Origin of the sequence: Rosistilla ulvae, assembly GCF_007741475.1 — a bacterium.
Classification (GTDB): domain Bacteria; phylum Planctomycetota; class Planctomycetia; order Pirellulales; family Pirellulaceae; genus Rosistilla; species Rosistilla ulvae.
In genome coordinates this window covers 3,018,829-3,038,899 of record NZ_CP036261.1, presented here as the reverse complement: position 1 = coordinate 3,038,899, position 20,071 = coordinate 3,018,829, and the positions used below count along the sequence as shown (strand labels likewise).

Annotated in this window: 16 protein-coding genes; 5 read left to right on the top strand and 11 right to left on the bottom strand. The window is 57.1% G+C overall.

Annotated elements, in window-relative coordinates; all coding sequences use genetic code 11:
• Positions 1-134: 134 nt before the first annotated feature.
• A complete protein-coding gene (locus tag EC9_RS10770; protein ID WP_145344941.1) occupies positions 135-971 on the bottom strand; it encodes a menaquinone biosynthesis family protein in 837 nt (278 codons plus the stop codon).
• Complete coding sequence (gene mqnB / locus EC9_RS10765; RefSeq protein ID WP_145344938.1) at positions 968-1,681, bottom strand: futalosine hydrolase; 714 nt, start codon at positions 1,679-1,681, stop codon at positions 968-970. Before mqnB ends, EC9_RS10770 begins: the two co-directional genes overlap by 4 nt.
• 293 nt (positions 1,682-1,974) lie before the next feature.
• Here mqnB and EC9_RS10760 point away from each other — a divergent pair, with 293 nt between their 5' ends.
• On the top strand, positions 1,975-2,439 hold the full coding sequence (locus EC9_RS10760; RefSeq protein WP_145344935.1) for a DUF2203 family protein: 465 nt from the start codon (positions 1,975-1,977) through the stop codon (positions 2,437-2,439).
• A 313-nt stretch (positions 2,440-2,752) separates the two neighbouring features.
• Here the strand turns inward: EC9_RS10760 and nqrF are convergent, their stop codons facing one another.
• From nqrF to EC9_RS10725, 7 genes are all read right to left on the bottom strand, one after another.
• Positions 2,753-3,973, bottom strand: coding sequence for an NADH:ubiquinone reductase (Na(+)-transporting) subunit F (nqrF, locus tag EC9_RS10755; RefSeq protein ID WP_145344932.1), 1,221 nt, complete (start codon positions 3,971-3,973; stop codon positions 2,753-2,755).
• Positions 3,974-4,063: 90 nt separating this feature from the next.
• A complete protein-coding gene (gene nqrE, locus EC9_RS10750) occupies positions 4,064-4,663 on the bottom strand; it encodes an NADH:ubiquinone reductase (Na(+)-transporting) subunit E (protein ID WP_145349099.1) in 600 nt (199 codons plus the stop codon).
• Positions 4,664-4,679: 16 nt separating this feature from the next.
• Positions 4,680-5,306, bottom strand: coding sequence for an NADH:ubiquinone reductase (Na(+)-transporting) subunit D (locus EC9_RS10745; protein ID WP_145119604.1), 627 nt, complete (start codon positions 5,304-5,306; stop codon positions 4,680-4,682).
• Positions 5,307-6,110, bottom strand: a complete 804-nt coding sequence (locus tag EC9_RS10740) for a Na(+)-translocating NADH-quinone reductase subunit C (protein ID WP_218934722.1) — start codon at positions 6,108-6,110, stop codon at positions 5,307-5,309.
• A gap of 4 nt (positions 6,111-6,114) precedes the next feature.
• A complete protein-coding gene (locus EC9_RS10735) occupies positions 6,115-7,473 on the bottom strand; it encodes an NADH:ubiquinone reductase (Na(+)-transporting) subunit B (protein WP_145344926.1) in 1,359 nt (452 codons plus the stop codon).
• 143 nt (positions 7,474-7,616) lie between these two features.
• Positions 7,617-8,954 carry a Na(+)-translocating NADH-quinone reductase subunit A gene (locus tag EC9_RS10730; protein ID WP_145344923.1) on the bottom strand — a complete coding sequence of 446 codons (1,338 nt, stop codon included), beginning with the start codon at positions 8,952-8,954 and terminating at the stop codon, positions 7,617-7,619.
• 698 nt (positions 8,955-9,652) lie between these two features.
• Positions 9,653-10,192, bottom strand: coding sequence for a DUF2617 family protein (locus EC9_RS10725; protein WP_145344920.1), 540 nt, complete (start codon positions 10,190-10,192; stop codon positions 9,653-9,655).
• Positions 10,193-10,492: 300 nt separating this feature from the next.
• Between EC9_RS10725 and EC9_RS10720 the strand changes: the two genes are divergently transcribed.
• Positions 10,493-11,074, top strand: coding sequence for an anthranilate synthase component II (locus EC9_RS10720; protein WP_145344917.1), 582 nt, complete (start codon positions 10,493-10,495; stop codon positions 11,072-11,074).
• 172 nt (positions 11,075-11,246) lie between these two features.
• Here the strand turns inward: EC9_RS10720 and EC9_RS10715 are convergent, their stop codons facing one another.
• Positions 11,247-12,704 (bottom strand): sulfatase, encoded by a 1,458-nt coding sequence (locus EC9_RS10715; RefSeq protein WP_218934721.1) that lies wholly within the window; start codon positions 12,702-12,704, stop codon positions 11,247-11,249.
• A 324-nt stretch (positions 12,705-13,028) separates the two neighbouring features.
• On the opposite strand from EC9_RS10715, the gene EC9_RS10710 reads away from it, so the two are divergent.
• From EC9_RS10710 to EC9_RS10700, 3 genes are all read left to right on the top strand, one after another.
• Positions 13,029-16,019 (top strand): PSD1 and planctomycete cytochrome C domain-containing protein, encoded by a 2,991-nt coding sequence (locus tag EC9_RS10710; protein WP_246106066.1) that lies wholly within the window; start codon positions 13,029-13,031, stop codon positions 16,017-16,019.
• 376 nt (positions 16,020-16,395) lie between these two features.
• Positions 16,396-16,737 (top strand): transposase, encoded by a 342-nt coding sequence (locus EC9_RS10705; protein ID WP_218934720.1) that lies wholly within the window; start codon positions 16,396-16,398, stop codon positions 16,735-16,737.
• A 138-nt stretch (positions 16,738-16,875) separates the two neighbouring features.
• On the top strand, positions 16,876-18,279 hold the full coding sequence (locus tag EC9_RS10700; protein ID WP_218934719.1) for a DUF1501 domain-containing protein: 1,404 nt from the start codon (positions 16,876-16,878) through the stop codon (positions 18,277-18,279).
• 86 nt (positions 18,280-18,365) lie between these two features.
• On the opposite strand, the gene EC9_RS10695 is transcribed toward EC9_RS10700, so the two are convergent.
• Positions 18,366-19,688 carry a metal ABC transporter permease gene (locus EC9_RS10695; RefSeq protein ID WP_145344908.1) on the bottom strand — a complete coding sequence of 441 codons (1,323 nt, stop codon included), beginning with the start codon at positions 19,686-19,688 and terminating at the stop codon, positions 18,366-18,368.
• Positions 19,689-20,071: the final 383 nt, after the last annotated feature.

The following is a 20,071-nucleotide window of genomic DNA, read 5'->3' as shown; positions in this document are numbered from 1 at the left end:
GCGTGAGACGATGTGCAACACTTTCTGATCGTCCTCGATTCACCGCAGTGAAACAAGGTGCAGGCCGAAGTTTTGGCCCGGAATGCACCGCGCCATTGAAACGCCGATGAATGGATCAACTAACCCCATCGACACTAGCGACCCCAGACCTGTAACGGTTCCAAGCCACTCGGCAAGATTCCGCTGGCCGCCGCACGCTGGGAAAGCTGGCTGAGCGCGTTCGCACCGACCGGCCCCAGATCGACAGTCCAATCGTTGACGTACAGGTCGACGTGCTGCATCAAAACTTCGTCGTTGAACTCCTGGGCATATCGTCGCATCGTCGGAATCGCCGCGCTGCGATCGGCCATCGCGAAGCAGAGCGAATCGTGAATCACGCCCTGCACCCGCGCCAGCGTCTCGTCGGGCAAGCTTCGCCGCGCGACCAAACCGCCCAGCGGCAAAGGGCACCCGGTTTCGGATTCCCATCGCGTGCCGAGATCCTCCACCAGCCCAAGCCCCTCGGACTGCCAAGTGAATCGTCCCTCGTGAATGCAGACGCCAAAGTCGGCTTCGCCGCGTCGCAGCATCGGCATGATCTGCGAAAAGACGACCTGCTGCAGCTCCGTCTTTTGGGGATAGAACAACTGAAACAGTAACGTTGCCGTGGTGTGTCGTCCGGGGCAGAGTGTCATCTGTGAAAGCGAATCCGGAACCTGCCCCTCGCGAGCCGAAAGCAGCAACGGGCCGACGCCAAACCCAAGCGCCGATCCGCTGGGCAGAACCAGCGTCTGATCGGCCAACAGCAGCGCGGCGTGGAAGCTGGTTTTGGCGACGTCAAAATCGCCGGCGAACAAGCGATCGTTCAGCTGTTGAATGTCGAGCAGTTCGATTTCGAAATCGAGCCCTCGCCAATCGACCAACCGCTCCATCAAGGCGTGAAATGTGAAAGTGTCGTTTGGGCAGGTTGATATTCCGAGTCGAATTTTCATCCGCTATTTGCTCCGTTGGCCGGACGATCTAAGACGTGTTGCAACAATTCGCTGGCGGCGTCCAACGCCGCTGTGATTCGCCATCGCGACTTGTCCCGATCCCCGGCGATGTTTGAAATTCCACGGACGATCGTCAGCGGAATACCGTGCATCCGGCAGGCCATCGCCACGGCAAAGCCCTCCATATCCTCGGCTACCGCTTCGGGGAAACGCTGCAAATAGGCTTGCACGTCGGCCTCGCTTGCCGATGCCGAACAGACGGTGACCAAATCCCGATCGGCCTCCGCGGCGGCGGCGGTAGTCAACGCGAGACGGTCCCCAATGGCGTCGCCCGTCTCCGGCGACCACTGTTTCCAGCCCAATTCGCTGGCACTTTGAAAGTCGGAACCGCCTCCAGCGCCGATCCCGTGGCAGCTGACCGAATCGAATTCGCTAGCTTGGCCAACCGCCAACCGCTCTCCGACCGCGCCGGCGATTCCGACTAAAAAAACTCGAGCCGGTCGATGCAGTGCAATCAGGCTGGCAGTTCGCGCTGCCGCGGCGATCGGTCCAAAACCGCAAAGCTCTAACCTGACTGAGGTTGCGGCGACCAGCGAACGGTGAACCCGGCCCAATTCCCCAGGGGTTGGAACCAGCACCAAACGCCCCCGCGACGCACTAAAGTTCGCCGAGTGGTCGCCCTCGGATGTGTCAGGGACTGGATCGATCATTACAATGGATGGTAGCAGGGGATTGGTTGACCGCAGGTTCCAAGAGACGAACAATTCCCTGGTACCACCGCGATATCGACGGACCGTTCCGGCCGGCATCACTTGCCGAACCAAACGAACATCCGTAACTTTTCATGTTGTTTCTGACCGGCTAATCGAAAAACTCTTTGATTCCTTGGGAACCAATGGGGCTTGCGAATTAGTCTTACATAATAGGTAATGGAGTCGTTGGGAAACCACAGGGCTCTCCACGATTTTTAAGCTCGGCCCCCATCCAAGAAATCGTAACTGCCATGACCACCACCGCTGCTGCAACTCGCTGGTTCACGCCCGCCAAGGCCGACAAGACCCTGCCGCTGGTCAGTGCGATCGTGTCGGACATCAAAGAACTGCGCGAAGCTGTCAAATTGCGGCAGTCGCGAGTCGATGAAGTCCTGATGTCGCGTCCCGATGCCTCCTCGGGGCCTTACCACGAAGAACTCGAAGCGATGCGGCGCTCGCTCGACGAAGATCGTCGCCAGATTCGCGCGTTCATCAGCGAACTGACAGCGATCGGTGCGGAGATCGTCGAAGGAGACGATTCGGCTGTCGAATTCCCCGCCTGGGTCGGAGACCGCGCGGTGCGATTGCGATGGTCGCTCAACGAACCGGGAGTCAATTCCTGGCGTGAGCTTGCCGATCCGATCACCACCGACCGCGAAATCGATAGCGTTCTGTTCGGCGAAGGTCCCGACATCGCCAGCTACAGCGGCCGCTAAGCTGCCGACGCTCTTCAATCCCCAACCACCGAGGCTTGCGCCTCTCCGAGTCGCCTCTTCACCCTCGGATGCTCTAGCTGATCAAGCCCCTCCTGCATGCGACTTGCATTCGCGATGCGGAATCGCCTGGCCGGCAATCGCTCTTCACGCGACCATGCAAACTTCCCGAGAATCGCCGCGCGACAACTCTCGATAGGTCCATCCATAAAAAAACAGGACCTCGAATTCGATTCGAGGTCCTGTCATAAAGCTTTGATTGCGACCGGCGTCGCCGAATGCGAAACCGGTTTGCAGTATTGCCGTCCGCCGGCCCTTAGCCGCCGAAATCGTCGTATGCGACGTTTTCTTTTTCGACGCCCAGGTCATCCAACAGATTGAAGACAGCTGCGTTCATCATGGGCGGACCACAGATGTAGTACTCGATGTCTTCGGGAGCCGGATGATCCTTCAAGTATTCGTTGTAGAGGACTTGGTGGATGAAGCCGCGGTATCCAGTCCAGTTGTCTTCAGGCAACGGTTCGCTGAGCGCGATGTTGAACTTGAAGTTCGGGAACTCTTCTTCGATCTTGCGGAAATGATCGACGTAGAACAATTCGCGATGACTTCGTCCACCGTACCAGTAGCTAACTTTGCGGCCGGTCTTCAAGTTGCGGAACAACTCGAACAAGTGACTACGCAGCGGAGCCATACCAGCACCACCACCGATGTAGACCATTTCCGAATCGGTATCCTTGATGAAGAACTCACCATAAGGACCGCTGATCGTCACCTTGTCGCCCGGCTTGAGACCGAAGATGTAGCTGGACATCTTGCCCGGAGGGGTGTCTTCAGGAGCACGTGGCGGCGGCGACGCGACGCGCACGTTCAGCATGATGATCCCTTTTTCGCCGGGATAGTTTGCCATCGAATAAGCGCGAACGACTTCTTCGTCGACAACCGATGTGTAACGCCAAATGTTGAACTTGTCCCAGTCCTCGTGGAACTTCGATTCGATATCAAAGTCCTTGTAGTGGACCGTGTGCGGTGGACATTCGATCTGGATGTAACCGCCCGCCTTAAACGCAACGTCTTCCCCTTCGGGCAATTCCAACACCAATTCTTTGATGAAGGTCGCGACGTTGTTATTGCTGCGAACGGTGCACTCCCACTTCTTAGTCTCGAAGGCTTCGTGTGGCACTTCGACTTTCATGTCTTGCTTAACAGCAACTTGACACGACAGACGCTCGCCACAGGCAGCTTCTTTCTTGGAGATATGGTTGCGTTCGGTGTCGAGAATCTCTCCACCACCGTCGAGAACCTTCACCTTGCACTGTGCACAGGTACCACCGCCACCGCAGGCGCTGGAAACGAAGATGCCCGCGTCGGCCAACGCGCCCAGCAATTTGCCCCCGGCGGGGACGCTGATATCTTTTTGTTCGTTGATGTTGATCTTGACGTCGCCCGAGGGGACCAAGATCTTTTTTGCACCCAGAATCACGCCAACCAGCAGGAAGATGACCCCGGTGAACATCAATACGCCGAAGAAAATGGTCATAGGGAAATTACTCGTTACCAGTGTTTCCAGAATGCATAAATTTGAAAAAGTTAAACGCTACCGCGACGCCTGACGCGTCGCAGCAGATGTTTAGATGCCGCCGAAGGCCATGAAAGCCATCGCCATCAAACCGACGGTGATAAAAGTGATTCCCAAGCCACGAAGTCCCGGTGGGACATCCGAGTACTTCATCTTCTCGCGAATTCCCGCAAGGGCGGCGATCGCCAACGCCCATCCAACGCCCGAGCCGAAACCGTAGGTAACGCTCTGTGCGAAATCGTATTCGCGTTGGACCATGAACAAACTACCACCCAAGATGGCGCAGTTCACGGTGATCAACGGCAGGAAGATTCCCAACGCGTTGTATAGCGGTGGAAAGAAGCGATCCAACACCATCTCGAGAATCTGGACCATCGCGGCGATCACGCCGATATAGCTGATAAAGCCCAGGAATTCCAAGTTCAGCGTTGCATATTCGCTGCCCAGAAAGCGTGCCAACGCACCCTCTTTCAACAGGTAGGTGTAGATCAAATTGTTCGCGGGAACCGTGATCGATTGGATCACGATCACAGCCAAGCCAAGGCCGACGGCGGTCTTCACATTTTTGGAGATCGCCAAGAAGGTGCACATTCCCAAGAAAAAGGCTAGCGCCAAGTTCTCGATGAAGACAGCCTTCATAAAGATAGTCATCAATGATTCGTTCACGTTAAGCCTCCTCGACTTGTTCGGGCCGTGCGACGCGAATCGCCCAGATCAGGAAACCGATCAGGAAAAAAGCACTCGGTGGCAACAACATCAAGTTGTTGGGGTTGTACCAACCACCGTTGCGAGTCAATTCCATCACCTGGTATCCGAACAGCGATCCGTTGCCCAGTAGTTCTCGGAAAAACGCAACGACCATCAGCACCATGCTGTAACCGAGACCGTTGCCGATGCCGTCAAGGAAGCTCATCCCGACGCTATTTTTCATTGCAAAGCCTTCAGCGCGTCCCATCACGATACAGTTCGTGATGATCAGACCGACGAAGACCGACAATTGTTTACTGATGTCGTACAGGTAAGCCTTCAGCAATTGATCGACCAGAATCACCAGCGATGCAATCACGGTCATCTGCACGATGATCCGGATGTTGCTGGGAATGTAGGTTCGGATCGAACTGACCGCGGCGTTACTGGCCGCCACCACGCAGGTTACCGCCAAGCACATCACAAACGCGGTGCTCATCTTGTTGGTAACCGCCAGGGCGGAACAGATGCCAAGGATTTGCAGGGCGATCGGGTTATTGTGGAAGATCGGTCCCAGCAAAACGTCTTTTGATTTTATAGCAGCCATCTATGACTTCCCTCCCGATTTTGGAAGTTCCGTTTTGAGTTTCGCGAGATACGGTTTGAAACCGTCTTCACTGACCCAGTAACGAACCAGATTCGTGACACCACGACAGGTGATCGTCGCACCACTGAGGCCGTCGACCAGGTAGTTGTCGTCAAGCGGCGCGGGGCCCTTGCTAACACCCAACTCCGGCTGGCCTTCATCGTTGTAAATTGTCAAACCTTCCCATTCGGCCTTCCAAGCGGGATTGTCGACTTCACCTCCCAAGCCCGGCGTTTCACCATGTTCGTAGAACGTGATGCCTTTGACGGTCTCTAGGTTCTTGTCCAAGGCGAGGAAACCGTACAGCGTCGACCAAAGTCCGTTGCCGTAGACCGGCAACACAACTTGCGACAACTCACCATCGGCCGTTTTCACCAAGTAGACCTTGGAGACCGTTTCCCGGCGTCCGAGTCCGATTGGATAAGCGGTATCGCCGATGGCGGTGCTTTCATCTTTATCGCGAGCCGCTTTGCGGGGATCAAATGAACTGACCTCCTCGGGGCTTGCATCGACATAGTCGCCCGTTTCGAGATCGACCAATTTGGTCTCGATCTGTTCGAACATCGTTTCAACTTGAGTCTTGGTCAATTGGTTCGCTGGAATCCCCAACTGCTCCATCGCCATCCCGGTCGCGTCGAGAATGTTCTTCTGGACGTCGAGCGCTTTGTTGATCTCTTGCAGTGGTTTCAGCTTGACGGCGGCGACGCTGACCAAGCTGGAGCAAACCAGACACAGGACCAGGGCGACCAAAACCGTATTGGTCATTGAATCACGAGGTGGCATAACGAGCGACCCTCCGTTTGATGTTGGCTTGAGCAACGTAATAATCGATCAGTGGAGCGAACACGTTGGCGAACAGGATCGCCAGCATGATGCCTTCTGGATAAGCGGGGTTTACAACACGAACCAGGATCGTCATGAATCCGATCAGCACGCCGTAGATCCAGCGTCCGGTGTTGGTCATCGCTGCGGAGACCGGGTCGGTCGCCATGAAGACCGCACCAAAAGCGAATCCGCCGACAACCAAGTGCCACATCGGCGGCATCTCGAACATCGCGTACTTGTCGCTGCCGATCGCGTTCATCAACGCTGCGGTCGCAACCGCACCGACCACGGTACCAGCCATGATCCGCCACGATCCGATGCCCGCGGCGATCAGAATCGCTGCTCCGATCAAGCACGCCAAAGCGCTTGTCTCGCCCATCGAACCTTGGATCGTTCCCAGGAAACAGTCCCACCAGGTGAGCGTTTGCGTTCCCCATGAGGTCGCGATTCCGCCGGCAACCAATTCACCCGCTGCGTCGAATTCGCCAGTCACAGGAGCCATGCCAGCTCCGGGAACCGCCGATGCCATCGCACCCAGGCTGGTTGCACCGCTGAAGCCGTCGACTGCGGTCCAAACCTTGTCGCCGCTGATCTCACCAGCGTAAGCAAAGTACAGAAACGCACGGGCGGTCAGAGCGGGGTTGAGGAAGTTGCGTCCGGTACCGCCGAAGACCTCTTTACCGACGATCACGCCAAACGCGATCCCAATGGCGACCTGCCACAGCGGAATCGTGGGCGGTAGCGTCAGCGGAAACAGCAAGCCGGTAACCAGAAAGCCCTCGTTGATTTCATGGCCGCGAACGACACAGAACAGAGCTTCGATGTGACCACCAACAAACATGCAGACGATGTAGATCGGCAGGAAGTGCAACGCACCGAAGACAAAGTTGTCGACGAAGCTGCCCGGATCGCGTCCTAAACCAATCGCAGATTGGATCGTGTAGTGCCAGTCGGTCTTGGCCAGCTTGCGGAGCGGAATCTCGGTCTTGGGAACCAGTTCGTATTCCGCAGGGGTCAGGATTTCGTAGCCCGCCGATTCCATCTTGGCCATCGCCAAGTTGGCTTGGTAGCCGGTGTTCCACATCGCAAACAGCGTGCAGGGAATCAAAGCGACCACGACCATGATCATCATCCGTTTCAGGTCGATGTTGTCGCGGACGTGAGTGGAACCTTTGGCAACGTGTCCCGGAGTGTACAGAAACGTATCGGGCGCTTCGTACATCGGATGGAGCATTGCCAGCGGTGAGCCTTTTTTGAACCAAGGCTCGACCTTCTGGTCGAGAAATTCTCGCAGCGCTTTCATGATATAAGGGGCTACGTTAGTGGTGAGTGATAAAGCGACGTGACGCTAGCCGCGAATAATATTTCGAAAGCGGCAACCGATTGGGGCTGGGCTTTCGTGTCATTGTGTCTTGCGCCAGCCGGGCTCGGCGGCGGCCGACTGGATCAGCCTTCGATTTCGATCGTGGTCAGATTCTCTCGCAAGATCTCACCAAATTCGTATTTGCCTGGGCAGACAAACGTGCAAAGTGCCAGATCTTCTTCTTCGAGTTCCAAAGCGCCCAACTGCTGCGCCTCTTCGGTGTCGCGAACGATCAACGATCGCAACAACTGAGTTGGCAGGATGTCCAACGGCATCACCCGTTCGTACGACCCGATCGGGACCATCGCCCGCTCGCTGCCGTGGGTACCAGTGTTCATCGCAAATCGCTTGCCGGGGGTAAGAGCCGAAGCGAACACTCGCGTGATCGAGAACTTTTCAAAGCCGGGCTTTTGCCAGCCCAAGAACTCGCGTTCGTTTCCTTCCTTCAGCACGCTGACCTGGGTGTGGTAGCGGCCCAAGAACATACAAGGATCGGTTGTGGTGCGACCACCCAAGACCGACCCCGAAACGATTCGCAAATTGTCCCCTTCGAGTTCGCCCGCGGTCAGTTGTGTCAGATCAGCACCCAGACGTGTTTCGATCAAGCGAGGCTTGGAAACGCAGGGGCCGGCCAACGAGATGATTCGTGTCGGATCCAGCTTGCCGGTTTCGAACAAGTGGCCAATCGCGATCACGTCCTGATAACCGATGTACCAAACGGTCTTGGTCGGACCGACGGGATCCAAGAAATGGATATGGGTACCAGGCAGACCGGCGGGATGGGGACCGCTGAAATCGCTGAGTGTCACGCCATCGACGTTGGCACCGGGGATCTCGGCGTCTGGGTTCTTGCAAACAAATGTCTTGCCGGAGGTCAGCTTTTTGATCGCGTTGAGCCCGATCGCAAATTGCTCCGCCTTGCCACGCATGACAACCGAAGGATCGGCGGCCAAGGGATGCGTGTCGATCGCTTGAACAAAGATCGAATGCGGTTGGCTGCCCGGGGCAGGCACCTTGCCAAAGGGACGCGTGCGGAACGCCGACCACAGACCGCTAGCGGTCAGAACCTCGGTGATCGCTTCGCCACTGGCGACACTCAGATCGCTCGGCGTGTCGAAGGTTTCGCTGTCGTCACCTTCGATTTCGATCACCAGCGATTCAAAGCGACGCTTTGCTCCGCGGTTGATCTCAACAACCGTTCCCGCAGCGGGAGCGGTGTAGGTGACACCAGCGGTCTTCTTGTCGGAAAATACAGCCTGGCCCAACTTTACCTTGTCGCCGACGTTCACAAGCATAGTCGGCTTCATACCGATGTAGTCGTCGCCCAACAGCGCGACGCGAGTTACCGCGTGGGACGATTCGACAAGCTGCTGCGGCTCGCCGGAGATCGGTAAGTTCAAGCCTTTGGTGATAGTGGTCATTCTCGGTCACCGATTCGTCGTGGGAGCGAACCGCCTAAATAATGTTGACGGGAACCTATTGTGAAAAATTTCACAAGCCGTTGGCTAAAGAAAACTCACAGCCGATCGATTCAACTTTGAGCTTCGCTTACCGGAGGCAACAACGCGCGTATCATAACGGAACTTCGTCGCGACTGTAACGCCGGGTCAGAAAGGAATCTCTGCCTCATCTGTCCCTGTTCTCTTTGCCAAGAATTGGCATCCGAACAACGAGATCCTGAGAAACTATTGCACAGTCGATAGCGGATGACAACGCCACATTGCCAGTTTCCCGAGCAGATCGACGCAGCCCCCTCTGCAAGGCCCTGCAGTGATCACCACAACGGAGGAGAGGATTCCCCAGCAGCCAGCTAACGGACCCTTGCTCTCCCGATTGTCGACGGCAGGAGACAGGAAGCCCACGCCGCCCCGCGATATTTTTTGGCCACGCCGCCGCTTGCGATACTGCACCACGCCTCGGCTTTGCCGACAGCAGTCGAGCTAACGGGCTACAAGATCCCGGCAGGGCTACAACACAGGCTCCTAGGATTCGCCGCAGCAAACGTTCGCGGTGACGTGCTGGCGGTTAGCTCGGAGCCGTCCCCAGCGAGCGGCCCCATCCATTCGGCGCCGACCATCACCGAGAATGGAGCGTCGAAACAGCCTTTAAAGGTCTGGGCTCAGCCGTCGATCGCAAAGGTCGATTCGACTTTGACGATCGCTTGATCCTCGGGAAAGGTATGGATGGCTTGGATCATCATCGATCGCGCACGGGTCTCGATGTTGATGTAGCTGACCGCTCCCATCGCGATTCGTCCGTTGGAATCGAAGCGATGCAGCAAGCCCTCGGTGGCGTCGGCGGTCAATTGCTTTTGAATCGTCCAAAACAGATCGGTAGCGACCGGTTCGAGTGTAAACCGCGTGGAATAGGTGACGCCCGATCGACATTCGGCGCGGTCGGTTCGCGAACCGCGAAGCGGGTATTCCATCAACCGGCGGCGGGTCGGCAGCAACTGCTGCGACGACGCTGCGACTTCGGAGATCGTGATCCCGTTGCCGCGCCAGGTAACCACATGTCCGGAGTTGGTGATCGAGATCTCCGCATGAAACGCATCGCGTTGGATCCGACGCGACCGATGAAACTCGAACAGCTCGGGATGTAGCGATCGTCCGAATACCTGAAATTTAAGCTCAGCGATCTTGGGGCGGACGGATAACACGTTACATCTTCTCAAACTTGTTGTAGATTTGTAAAAGACTGGTTCGCAAACCGATCGGCCATCGAGCGATGGCTGCAACGAATCTGGCGAACCCGAATGAAATTATACGGTCCCAAGGAAAGATTGCCAAAGACCGTTTAGGCAAGTTCGCTGGTTTTGATTTTTTGCAGCTTAGTGGTATTGCAATTCCAGCTTGGCGTTGGTCGGTTAACGTCCACTGACCGCCGGACAGCTGATCGCTGGCGGAAAAAATTTACGCGACGCAAGCTGGTCGCCGGTTCGAAGCACGAAGAAAGCACTATGGTCGTTGTCATCGATAACTATGATTCGTTCACCTACAACTTGGTCCAGCGGTTGGGCGAAATCCAGCCGCAGATCGATGTGCAGGTTCGTCGCAACGACCAGATTTCGATCGAAGAGCTGGAACAACTGAAGCCCTCGCGAATCCTGATCTCGCCGGGCCCCTGCACTCCCAGCGAGGCGGGGATCAGCGTCGATGTCGTCAAACACTTCGCCGGGCGGATCCCTTTGTTAGGCGTCTGTCTGGGGCATCAGTCGATCGGCCAAGCTTTGGGAGGCAAGATCATCCGCGCCCCCGAACTGATGCACGGCAAGACCGACCAGATCTACCACGACAACGGCGGATTGTTCGAAGGAATCGAGATGCCGTTTGTCGCGACGCGGTATCACAGCCTAGTGATCGAACCCGCTTCGCTTCCCGAGGATCTGATCGTTTCCGCCTGGACCGACACCGGCGGAACGCGGCAGATCATGGGCGTGCGACACAAGAAATTCCAGCTCGAAGGCTGGCAGTTCCACCCCGAGAGCTTCTTGACCGAACCGGGTATCGCACTGCTAACCCGCTTCCTCAACTGGAGTTAAACGCCCCCATACCAGCACGAAGCGCAAGCGAGTGACCTCACTGCGTCACTCCAACCATACCAGCACGAAGCGCAAGCGAGTGATCCCACGGCGACACTTCTACCATACCAGCACGAAGCGCAAGCGAGTGATCTCCTCCCATCCCCATCGATACGCCTCCATCGCCCCGCGCTCACCGTGCTCCCTTCTTCCCCGCTGGCGCATAATCGGGATCGAAATCGGGATTGAGCGTCCGGGGGATATCGGCGTCCGTTTCGACCTGCCATTTCTTGAGCACCTTCAATAACTCGGCCGCCTTTTCCGGATGTTGGTCGGCGAGATCACTGCTTTCTCCCAAATCATCCCGCAGGTTATAGAGCTCGATCGATCCGGTCTCAAAGAACTCCATCAGCTTCCAATCACCCATCCGGATGACGCTGCAGGGCGTCCCTCGCCAATACATCCGGTCGGTCCCGTAGATCGGCTTCACCTGCACTTCTCCGTTGAGATACAGCGGGTAGTGCCAATAGATCGCGCGCCGAGCGATCGCATTGCCCATCATCAGCGGAACGATCGAGACGCCGTCCAGCGGCTGATCGGTCGCCAGCGGCGCCCCAGTCAATTCGGCAAACGTCGGCATGTAATCGACGCCCGTCACCGGCGTATCGCAGACGGTTCCCGGCTTGATCTTCCCGTGCCAACTCATGACAAGCGGCGTGCGAATACCGCCTTCGTAGAAGCCACCTTTGGAACCTTTCAGCGGCGTGTTCCAGGTCGCTCTGCCATACCCGCCGTTGTCGGACGTAAAGATCACCAGCGTCTCCTGCTCGATCCCGTTCTCTTGGATCGCCTGCCGCAGCCGGCCAACCGATGTATCGACAGCTTCGATCATCGCAGCGTAAACGGGGTTCCAGTTCCGGCTCCACTTTTTAGATGCCAGCTTCCTCTTGTATTTGTCGACCACGGCGGCGCGAGCATTGATCGGAGTGTGAACGTCGAAGTGGTTCAGATAGATAAAAAACGGATCGTCTTTGTTTTTGGCGATGTAATCGACAGCCGCATCGGTCAGCCACTGAGCGACATTTTTGTTGCCGTAGAATTTATGATCCTTCTTCAAGTCGGCGCCTCGACCGTCGACATCGTTCCTGTCGAAGCCGAGTCCGCTGCCCGAACCGAGGTGCCATTTGCCCAGGTGCAACGTTTTGTAGTCGACTTGTTTCAGCAAGCGGGCCAGCGAAAAGACCTCGGGATCCAAGCTACCGACAGTCGGGATTTTGCCGTCCCCTTTGTTGTTCTGCCGGCTGGGAACCAGCAACCGCATGTAACGCTGCTCTCCCTTGGAGACCATTCCGGGAGTCCACATCTTCGTCCGCGGCGTATACATTCCGCTCATGATGCAGGACCGCGAGGGCATGCAATTCGCAGCACCGGGATACGCATCGGTGAACTCCATCCCCGACCGACAGAGCGCGTCGATGTTGGGCGTTTCGTAGAACTCCGCGCCGTTGTAGCCGACGTCCGCCCAGCCCAAATCGTCTGCCATGATGAAGACGATATTGGGCTTCCTGTCGTCTGCCGCTTGAACGACGTCGCCAGTCACTACCAGCATGATCGCGATGCTGGATGCCCAAATTGTTACCCGATTGATCATCGTATTTATCCGTACGTTGGGAAGGTAGTTCGATGGTCGCCTTTCGCTCCGCGAAAGAGCGTGCATCCGGACCGCACTTTCGCGGAGCGAAAGGCGACCATGGGGGCGGCGACCCGATTGTATGGCAGGGGTATGCAGAATCGACCATAATTCAAGCCTCTGGCGATTTTCTTGTCCAACCAAGCTGCCTGTGCGGGAAAGAATATGTACGGACGAACAGAACCCGATTCCAGCACACGGCAAACAGGCGTCGTTGCGGCAATGGTCGCCTTTCGCTCCGCGAAAGTGCGTCCCCACCGATCGATCATTCGAACAATCCACACGTTGGCCCTCCTGGCAATCCTCCTCACCAGCGGTATCGCACCGGCAAGCGCCGCAGACAAACCAAACAAAGAACTATCCGGCGAAAGCGAAGTCCTCTTCGTCCGCCGGATCGCACCGATGTTCCGTGAGAAGTGCCTCGGCTGTCACGGCCAGGATCCCGAAGCGATCGAAGGCGGAATCGACTTCCGCGCGATCGCTCCATTGCTTGCCGGCGGAGACAGCGGCGAAGCTGGCATCGTACCGGGACAGCCCAACGCGAGTTCGATCTATCTGGCGGCGGCACGAGGCGAAGACGCTTTCTCAGCGATGCCACCGAAAGAAAGCGAAGCCCTCAGCGATGAACAACTCCGGTGGCTCGGGCGTTGGATTGAAACGGGAGCCCACTGGCCAGCGGATGAACGGACGCTCGCGATCGAAACGGAATACGCCGACGCCTGGTCGTCCGAAGATGGCGTGAAGGTCAACACCTCCGGCGGTCTCGATAGCAACTGGACCAACCGGCGCTACGACCCGGCGGGCCTGTGGGCGTATCAACCGGTCAAAGGTCGCCTTTCGCTCCACGAAAGTGCGGCAAACGCTGCGCACTCTGGCGGAGCGAAACGGGGCGATGTCGATCACTTTATCGACGATGCAATGCCCGACGGGATCGCCGTCGCACCGCGAGCGGACCGCCGGACGCTGATCCGCCGCGCAACCTTCGATCTGACCGGATTGCCACCGACGCCCGGCGAGATCGCTAGCTTCCTCAGCGACCCAGCGGATGACAAAACCGCCTTTCGATCGCTCGTCGATCGCTTGCTCGCTTCACCTCATTACGGCGAACGGATGGCCCAACATTGGCTCGACGTGACTCGCTACGCCGACTCCTCCGGCTTCGCTAACGATTACCAGCGGGGCAACGCCTGGCGATACCGCGACTATGTCATTCGGTCGTTTAACGACGACAAACCTTACGACCAATTTGTCCGCGAGCAGATCGCGGGGGACGAGATCGATCCCGACGATCCTGAAGGCATCATCGCCGTGGGGTTCCTTCGCATGGGCCCTTGGGAATTGACAGGCATGGAAGTCGCCAAGGTAGCCCGAATGCGATTCCTGGACGACGTGACCAACAGCGTGGGCGAAACGTTTCTCGGCCAATCGCTGCAATGCTGTCGTTGTCACGATCACAAATTCGATCCGATCCCTACTCGCGATTATTACAGCATCCAAGCCGTTTTCGCGACGACGCAATTGGCGGAACGACCTGCCCGTTTTCTGCGGGATGAGAACACCAGCGGTTTTGATGAGAAGACGTATCTCGAACAGCAGCGGAACAGCTACGCCCAAACGCAGCAGCAGTTAGATGAAGTCCTGCTGGAGAACGCAGAAAAATGGTACGCCGACATGGGCGTCTTTCGCTCCGCGAAAGAGCGTTCCGATGATCAACGCCCGACTGCGGAGCAAACGACGACTCAAGCTGAACACACTTTCGCGGAGCGAAAGGCGACCATCAAGCAGCGATGGAACGATGCGGTTGCCAAGGCAAAACAGAAACGTTCGGGGCGGGGGATTTTTGCTGCCGCTCGTGGTGCTCTGATCTCTGCGGGAGTCGATCCACAGGAGATACCACCGGTCCGCGTCGGATTCACTCCGCAACAATTTGGGCTCGAACGCGTCTCTCGCAAAGGCATGCAACGACTGCAATGGGAATTCGATCGCTACCAACCTTTTGCGCATTCGGTCTACAACGGCCACACGCCGTCGATGACATCCGTCTCCCAACCGCTTCGAATGCCCAATGATCGCACTCGCGGTGAGCTCGAAAAATCGGTGATCCATACCGGCGGCGACCCGTTTGACGCGGGCGAACCTGTCGCTGCGGGAGTGTTGAGTGTGATCGCGGACCAGGTTTCGGCGGAGATCCCCGGAACGATTGATGGTCGCCGAACAGTGCTCGCCAATTGGATCGCCGATCCCAAAAATCCGCTCACCACGCGCGTGATCGCGAACCGGATCTGGCAATGGCACTTTGGTCGCGCGATCGCGAGAAATCCCAATAACTTCGGCTCGACTGGCAAACGCCCCACGCATCCCGAGTTGCTCGATTGGTTAGCTGGTGAACTGGTTGCCAGCGGTTGGTCGATCAAGCACCTGCACCGCACGATCATGAACTCCGACACCTATTGTCGGTCGACTCGATACCCGCACCCCGCGGAAGCGGATGAAACACAAGAGCCCCAAACGCTTGATCGCGACGCGATGGCCCGCGCGTCGTACGCGTACGCAGTCTTCCTGCCGCGGCGTTTGAGTGCCGAAGAGCTTCGCGATTCGATGCTGAGTGTCAGCGGCGAATTAAATCCCGCGGTGGGTGGCATTCCCTGCCGACCGATCATCAATGCGGAAGTTGCGTTGCAACCGCGTCAGGTGATGGGAACGTTTGCTGCGGCGTGGACACCGAATCCCAAGCCACAGCAACGCAACCGCCGCTCGATCTACGTCTTGAAACTCCGCGGCTTAGTCACTCCGGGGCTCGAAGTCTTCAACGCGCCATCCCCCGACTTCTCCTGCGAACGCCGCGACACATCGACAGTCACGCCGCAGGTGTTTGCAATGTTTAACAGCCGCAACACCCACGCCCGGGCGAGGGCATTGGCAAGCGAAGCGATACAAAACACCTCCGATCCGACCGAAGCGATCGGCATGATTTATCAACGATTGTTTAGCCGCGAAGCGACGGCGGAAGAGATCGAGCGATCCGTGACGCATTGGCAGCGGATCTGGTCGATGCTGCCAGCGACAGCGGATCCGGTCGACCCGCCAGCTCGTGAAGTCATCCGCGAAGCGGTTGAGGAGAACACTGGCGAGCGATTCCGTTTCACCGAAACAAGACACGCTCTCGACGACTTCCAACCCGATATCCAACCGAGCGAAATGGATCAAAAAGCCCGAGCCTTGGCGGATGTTTGTTTAGTGCTGATGAATAGCAACGAATTTGTATACGTGTACTGATGGTCGCCAAGCACCAATACTAGCACGAAGCGCAAGCGAGTGAATGAATGAATTAGCCTACGAACGAACGCCCCCCGCTTGCGGTCGTGCGTTTATTGGGGGATGACCACTCGCTTGCGCGTCGTGCTGGTATTTTTGGAGATGTTGGACTCAACCGTTACATTGAATCCTGCGTCGTGAATGTCGCGATCGCTGTTCGCCGGAGCGCAGGTTGATGTCCGATCGCCCATTCAACACCGAAGAGCCCCTCGCATATTTTGTCACGTGGACATGTTATGGGACTTGGCTTCCCGGAGACGAGCGTGGTTGGCATCAATGGGGAAAAGGAGGAGCGAGGCCTCCTTGCGAACCACTGCAAAAGTTTGCCAAGTCTCAGATGAAAGAACCTGAGTTCCTGTTAACGGTTGATAACCGCCAGGTCGTTGAAGCGACGGTGGAGGAGCATTGCAAAATCCGGAACTGGTTGCTGCATGAAGTCAGTGCGCGATCGAATCATGTCCATGTGATTGCGACCGCAAGTGGATATCCACCAGAAACCGTTCGTGATCAACTGAAAGCCTGGTGTACTCGTAAGTTGAAAGCAAGCTATCCAAAGCGTGAACACTTTTGGACCGAAGGTGCTAGTTGCCGATACATCAATCACGAAGCCGATCTAGAATCCGCGATAGCATACGTGAGAGAAGCTCAGGACAGAAAAGGACTCGAAGACCAATACTAGCACGAAGCGCAAGCGAGTGAACAAGTGGAATCACTCGCTTGCGCTTCGTGCTAGTATTTTTGATACGCGGCTTTGAACGTGTGGTGTGCACGCGTTTTCGCTTCGTGCTGGTATTGCCTAAATATGTTGGACTCAACCATGCATACAATCAATCGCCGCGAAAGTCTTTTCCGACTTGGCACCTCGCTTGGCAGCATCGCCGCGACTGCACTGGTTTCCGACGATGCCCGTGCCAACGGCACCTCCACTTCCCCCCTTGCTCCCAAGGCTGGACATTTTCCGGCGAAGGCTAGGAACTGCATCTTTCTGATGATGGAGGGTGGGCCTTCGCACATCGACACCTTCGACCCCAAGCCGTCGCTGCGCAAGTTGCACTTGAAGGAATTCACTCGCCGGGGAGAGCAGAAATCGGCGATGAAAAGCGGCAAACGCTACTACGTCGAAAGTCCGTTTCGTTTCGGCAAACATGGCGAAAGCGGAGCCGACATGGCGGACAACTGGACGCACCTGTCCAAGCTCGCCGACGACTTGTGCTTCTATCGCGGATGCCAAGTCGACAGCGTCAATCATCCGACGGCGATGTATCAAATGAACTGCGGCAATCGCTTTGGCGGCGATCCGGGACTGGGAGCTTGGGTGACTTATGGACTGGGTAGCGAAAACCAAAACCTGCCCGGCTTCCTGGTCCTGCCCGAGGTGTCGTATCCTCAAGGCGGCGCGGCGAATTGGAGCAACGGCTACCTGCCCGCTTTCTATCAGGGAACGCCGCTGCGTCCCAAGGGATCGCCGATCCTCGACCTGCAACCGCCGCCCGGCGTGACCGCCGCGAGGCAGCGAGCGAATCTCGATTTTTTGAACAAGCTCAACGCCGACCATGCCGCGAAGCATCCCGCTCACGATGACCTAAACGCTCGGATCGAAAGTTATGAACTGGCCTTCCGGATGCAGATGGAAGTCCCCAATGCGATCGATCTATCGGGAGAGGACGCGAAGACGCTGGACCTTTATGGCATCGGCGGCGAGGCGACCGATGCCTTTGGCCGCAAGTGCCTGCTGGCTCGAAAGATGGTTGAAAAAGGAGTCCGCTTCGTCCAACTCTACAACGGTTCCTGGGACAGCCACGACTACATCGAACGCGCTCACGGCAACCTAGTCCGCAGCGTCGATCAACCGATCGCCGCGCTGATCCAAGACTTGAAACAGCGTGGATTGTTGGAGAGCACACTGATCGTGTGGTGCGGCGAATTCGGTCGCACTCCGGACAACGGAGTTCGTGGCGGCGTAGCATACGGTCGCGATCACAATCCCAACGCGATGACGATCTGGATGGCTGGAGGCGGCTGCAATGCCGGACATACGATCGGAGCGACCGACGAGCTGGGCATGACCGCTGTCGAAAACGTCCACCACGTCCGCGATTTCCACTGCACCCTGCTTCGCCTGCTGGGCTTGGACGACAACAAACTGACTTACTATCACGCCGGACGCTTTAAACAGCTCAGTCAATTCGGCGGCAAGGTGATCGATGAGCTGATTGCATGAACTGCCTGACAGCTTCAAACCGAAAGTTGGCGTGCCATAGATGCAGGAACGCGGCTCCTGAGGCTCGCGTATCCAAGCCGCGCCGATCAGTGCTCTAGCGGTGGGATCGGACTGCCGTGGGGATCGGTTTGCGTATCGCGGGTCTCGCGATTCAACTTGTCCCCCATCTCCGCATCGGTCACATGTTCCAGAGCGTCCGCTTTGGCGTGCAGTCGGTCGGTGTCGACTCCCGCTTCATCGACAAGGTATTGTTCCCACAGGCGATGGCTGCGGACAAGCCACCGCGCCTGGGTGCGTCCACGCTTGGTCAACCGATATCCGGCGTCGATCGGTTGCACGTTGCCACGCCCTTGATGCATTCGCAACAACACAGCAGTCGAGAGCGGACCGGCCATCAAGCGTTGCCCCAACTGGGCTCCCGTCGCGACAACATGGTCGCGGTGCTCTTCCATGCGGAACATCACCGCCAACACATCTTCCGCCAAGATCCGCCAGCTGAGGATTCGCCGCCGAATCGATTTGACCAGCACACCGTGTCGAGGTCCAAACAGCATCGCGACAACAAACAGCAACCCCGTGGCAACGGCCATCATCCCCGAGGTGCTTGTGCTGCGGTACCCGAACCAACCGGGAACGACCAGCGCCGACAGATGCCCTAGCACGCCCGAGGCGATCGCGATCAGACTGCTCAGCAAAATCACCATCCACAGCCGATCGGTCAACATCAGCGCCGCCGCTGGCGGCACAACAAACATTGCCACGACCAAGATATTGCCGACGCTTTCAAAACTTGCCACCGCGGTGATCGCCACCAGCGTCATCAGCGAATAATGGATCAACGTCGCTCGAAAGCCCAACGCGGTCGCCAGCGAAGCGTCGAACGAACTGAGTTTCAACTCTTTATAGAACAGCGTCACAAATGCGATGTTGATGCACAGCACCACGCTCAGCACCGCGACGACGCGGGGGATTTCCAGCCCGGCGAAACGCACAAGATCCAACGGCGTCAATTCGATCGCGCCATACAACACGCAGCCCGGATCGAGATCGACGTGATCGGCGGCTTGCACGATCATCACCAGACCAAGGGCAAATAGCGAGGTAAAGACGACTCCCATCGACGCCCCTTCATCGACTTTGCCAAACCCTCGGATCCACTCGCTGAACAGCGCCGTCAGCACGCCGACGATCACCGCGCCGACAAACATCGCGATGCTGCTGCGATTGCCCGTCAGCAGAAACGCCGCAGCTAGGCCGGGCAGGACCGCGTGGGTGATCGCGTCGCCCAGCATGCTCATCTTGCGAAGTACCAGGAAATTGCCGAGCAACGCCGCTGAAAGCGCGCAAAGACATCCCGCGACGATGATCCAACCGTCCAGCGACCATGTTAAGCTTTGCAATGCGTTCATCACTCCATCTTAATCGATGCCGCCGAGTACCGGGAGTCACGACCGAAATCGTCCCAGAGCGAATCCGTGGTTCCATTTTGAAGTAGCAGCCGCCACGCGAATACGGCTTGTCGTTTTAGCCGCATCACCGAATTGAGCGCAAGAGTCTCCGTCCAACACGTGAACGTACGGGGCGGATCAATCCCATGCTCACGCGTCGGGTTGCTCAACCGACGAACGGCTAACACGTGCCAGCGAAGCGTTGGAACATAAACACTCGATAGCCCAGGAATCGTCCTGCAGCCGCTCTCCGCAGCCACATCCCTTTGGGGAAAGGAATTTCTCCATACTTTGTAGACTCAGCAAATCCCAAACCTTAATATCAGGCCCTGGACTTTTCTTGC

Bases quoted from the DNA above. Each gene is read 5' to 3' on its own strand.
- EC9_RS10770 (WP_145344941.1), bottom strand. From the start codon at position 971: ATGAAAATTCGACTCGGAATATCAACCTGCCCAAACGACACTTTCACA.
- mqnB (WP_145344938.1), bottom strand. From the start codon at position 1,681: ATGATCGATCCAGTCCCTGACACATCCGAGGGCGACCACTCGGCGAAC.
- EC9_RS10760 (WP_145344935.1), top strand. From the start codon at position 1,975: ATGACCACCACCGCTGCTGCAACTCGCTGGTTCACGCCCGCCAAGGCC.
- nqrF (WP_145344932.1), bottom strand. From the start codon at position 3,973: ATGACCATTTTCTTCGGCGTATTGATGTTCACCGGGGTCATCTTCCTG.
- nqrE (WP_145349099.1), bottom strand. From the start codon at position 4,663: ATGACTATCTTTATGAAGGCTGTCTTCATCGAGAACTTGGCGCTAGCC.
- EC9_RS10745 (WP_145119604.1), bottom strand. From the start codon at position 5,306: ATGGCTGCTATAAAATCAAAAGACGTTTTGCTGGGACCGATCTTCCAC.
- EC9_RS10740 (WP_218934722.1), bottom strand. From the start codon at position 6,110: ATGACCAATACGGTTTTGGTCGCCCTGGTCCTGTGTCTGGTTTGCTCC.
- EC9_RS10735 (WP_145344926.1), bottom strand. From the start codon at position 7,473: ATGAAAGCGCTGCGAGAATTTCTCGACCAGAAGGTCGAGCCTTGGTTC.
- EC9_RS10730 (WP_145344923.1), bottom strand. From the start codon at position 8,954: ATGACCACTATCACCAAAGGCTTGAACTTACCGATCTCCGGCGAGCCG.
- EC9_RS10720 (WP_145344917.1), top strand. From the start codon at position 10,493: ATGGTCGTTGTCATCGATAACTATGATTCGTTCACCTACAACTTGGTC.
- EC9_RS10715 (WP_218934721.1), bottom strand. From the start codon at position 12,704: ATGATCAATCGGGTAACAATTTGGGCATCCAGCATCGCGATCATGCTG.
- EC9_RS10705 (WP_218934720.1), top strand. From the start codon at position 16,396: ATGAAAGAACCTGAGTTCCTGTTAACGGTTGATAACCGCCAGGTCGTT.
- EC9_RS10700 (WP_218934719.1), top strand. From the start codon at position 16,876: ATGCATACAATCAATCGCCGCGAAAGTCTTTTCCGACTTGGCACCTCG.
- EC9_RS10695 (WP_145344908.1), bottom strand. From the start codon at position 19,688: ATGAACGCATTGCAAAGCTTAACATGGTCGCTGGACGGTTGGATCATC.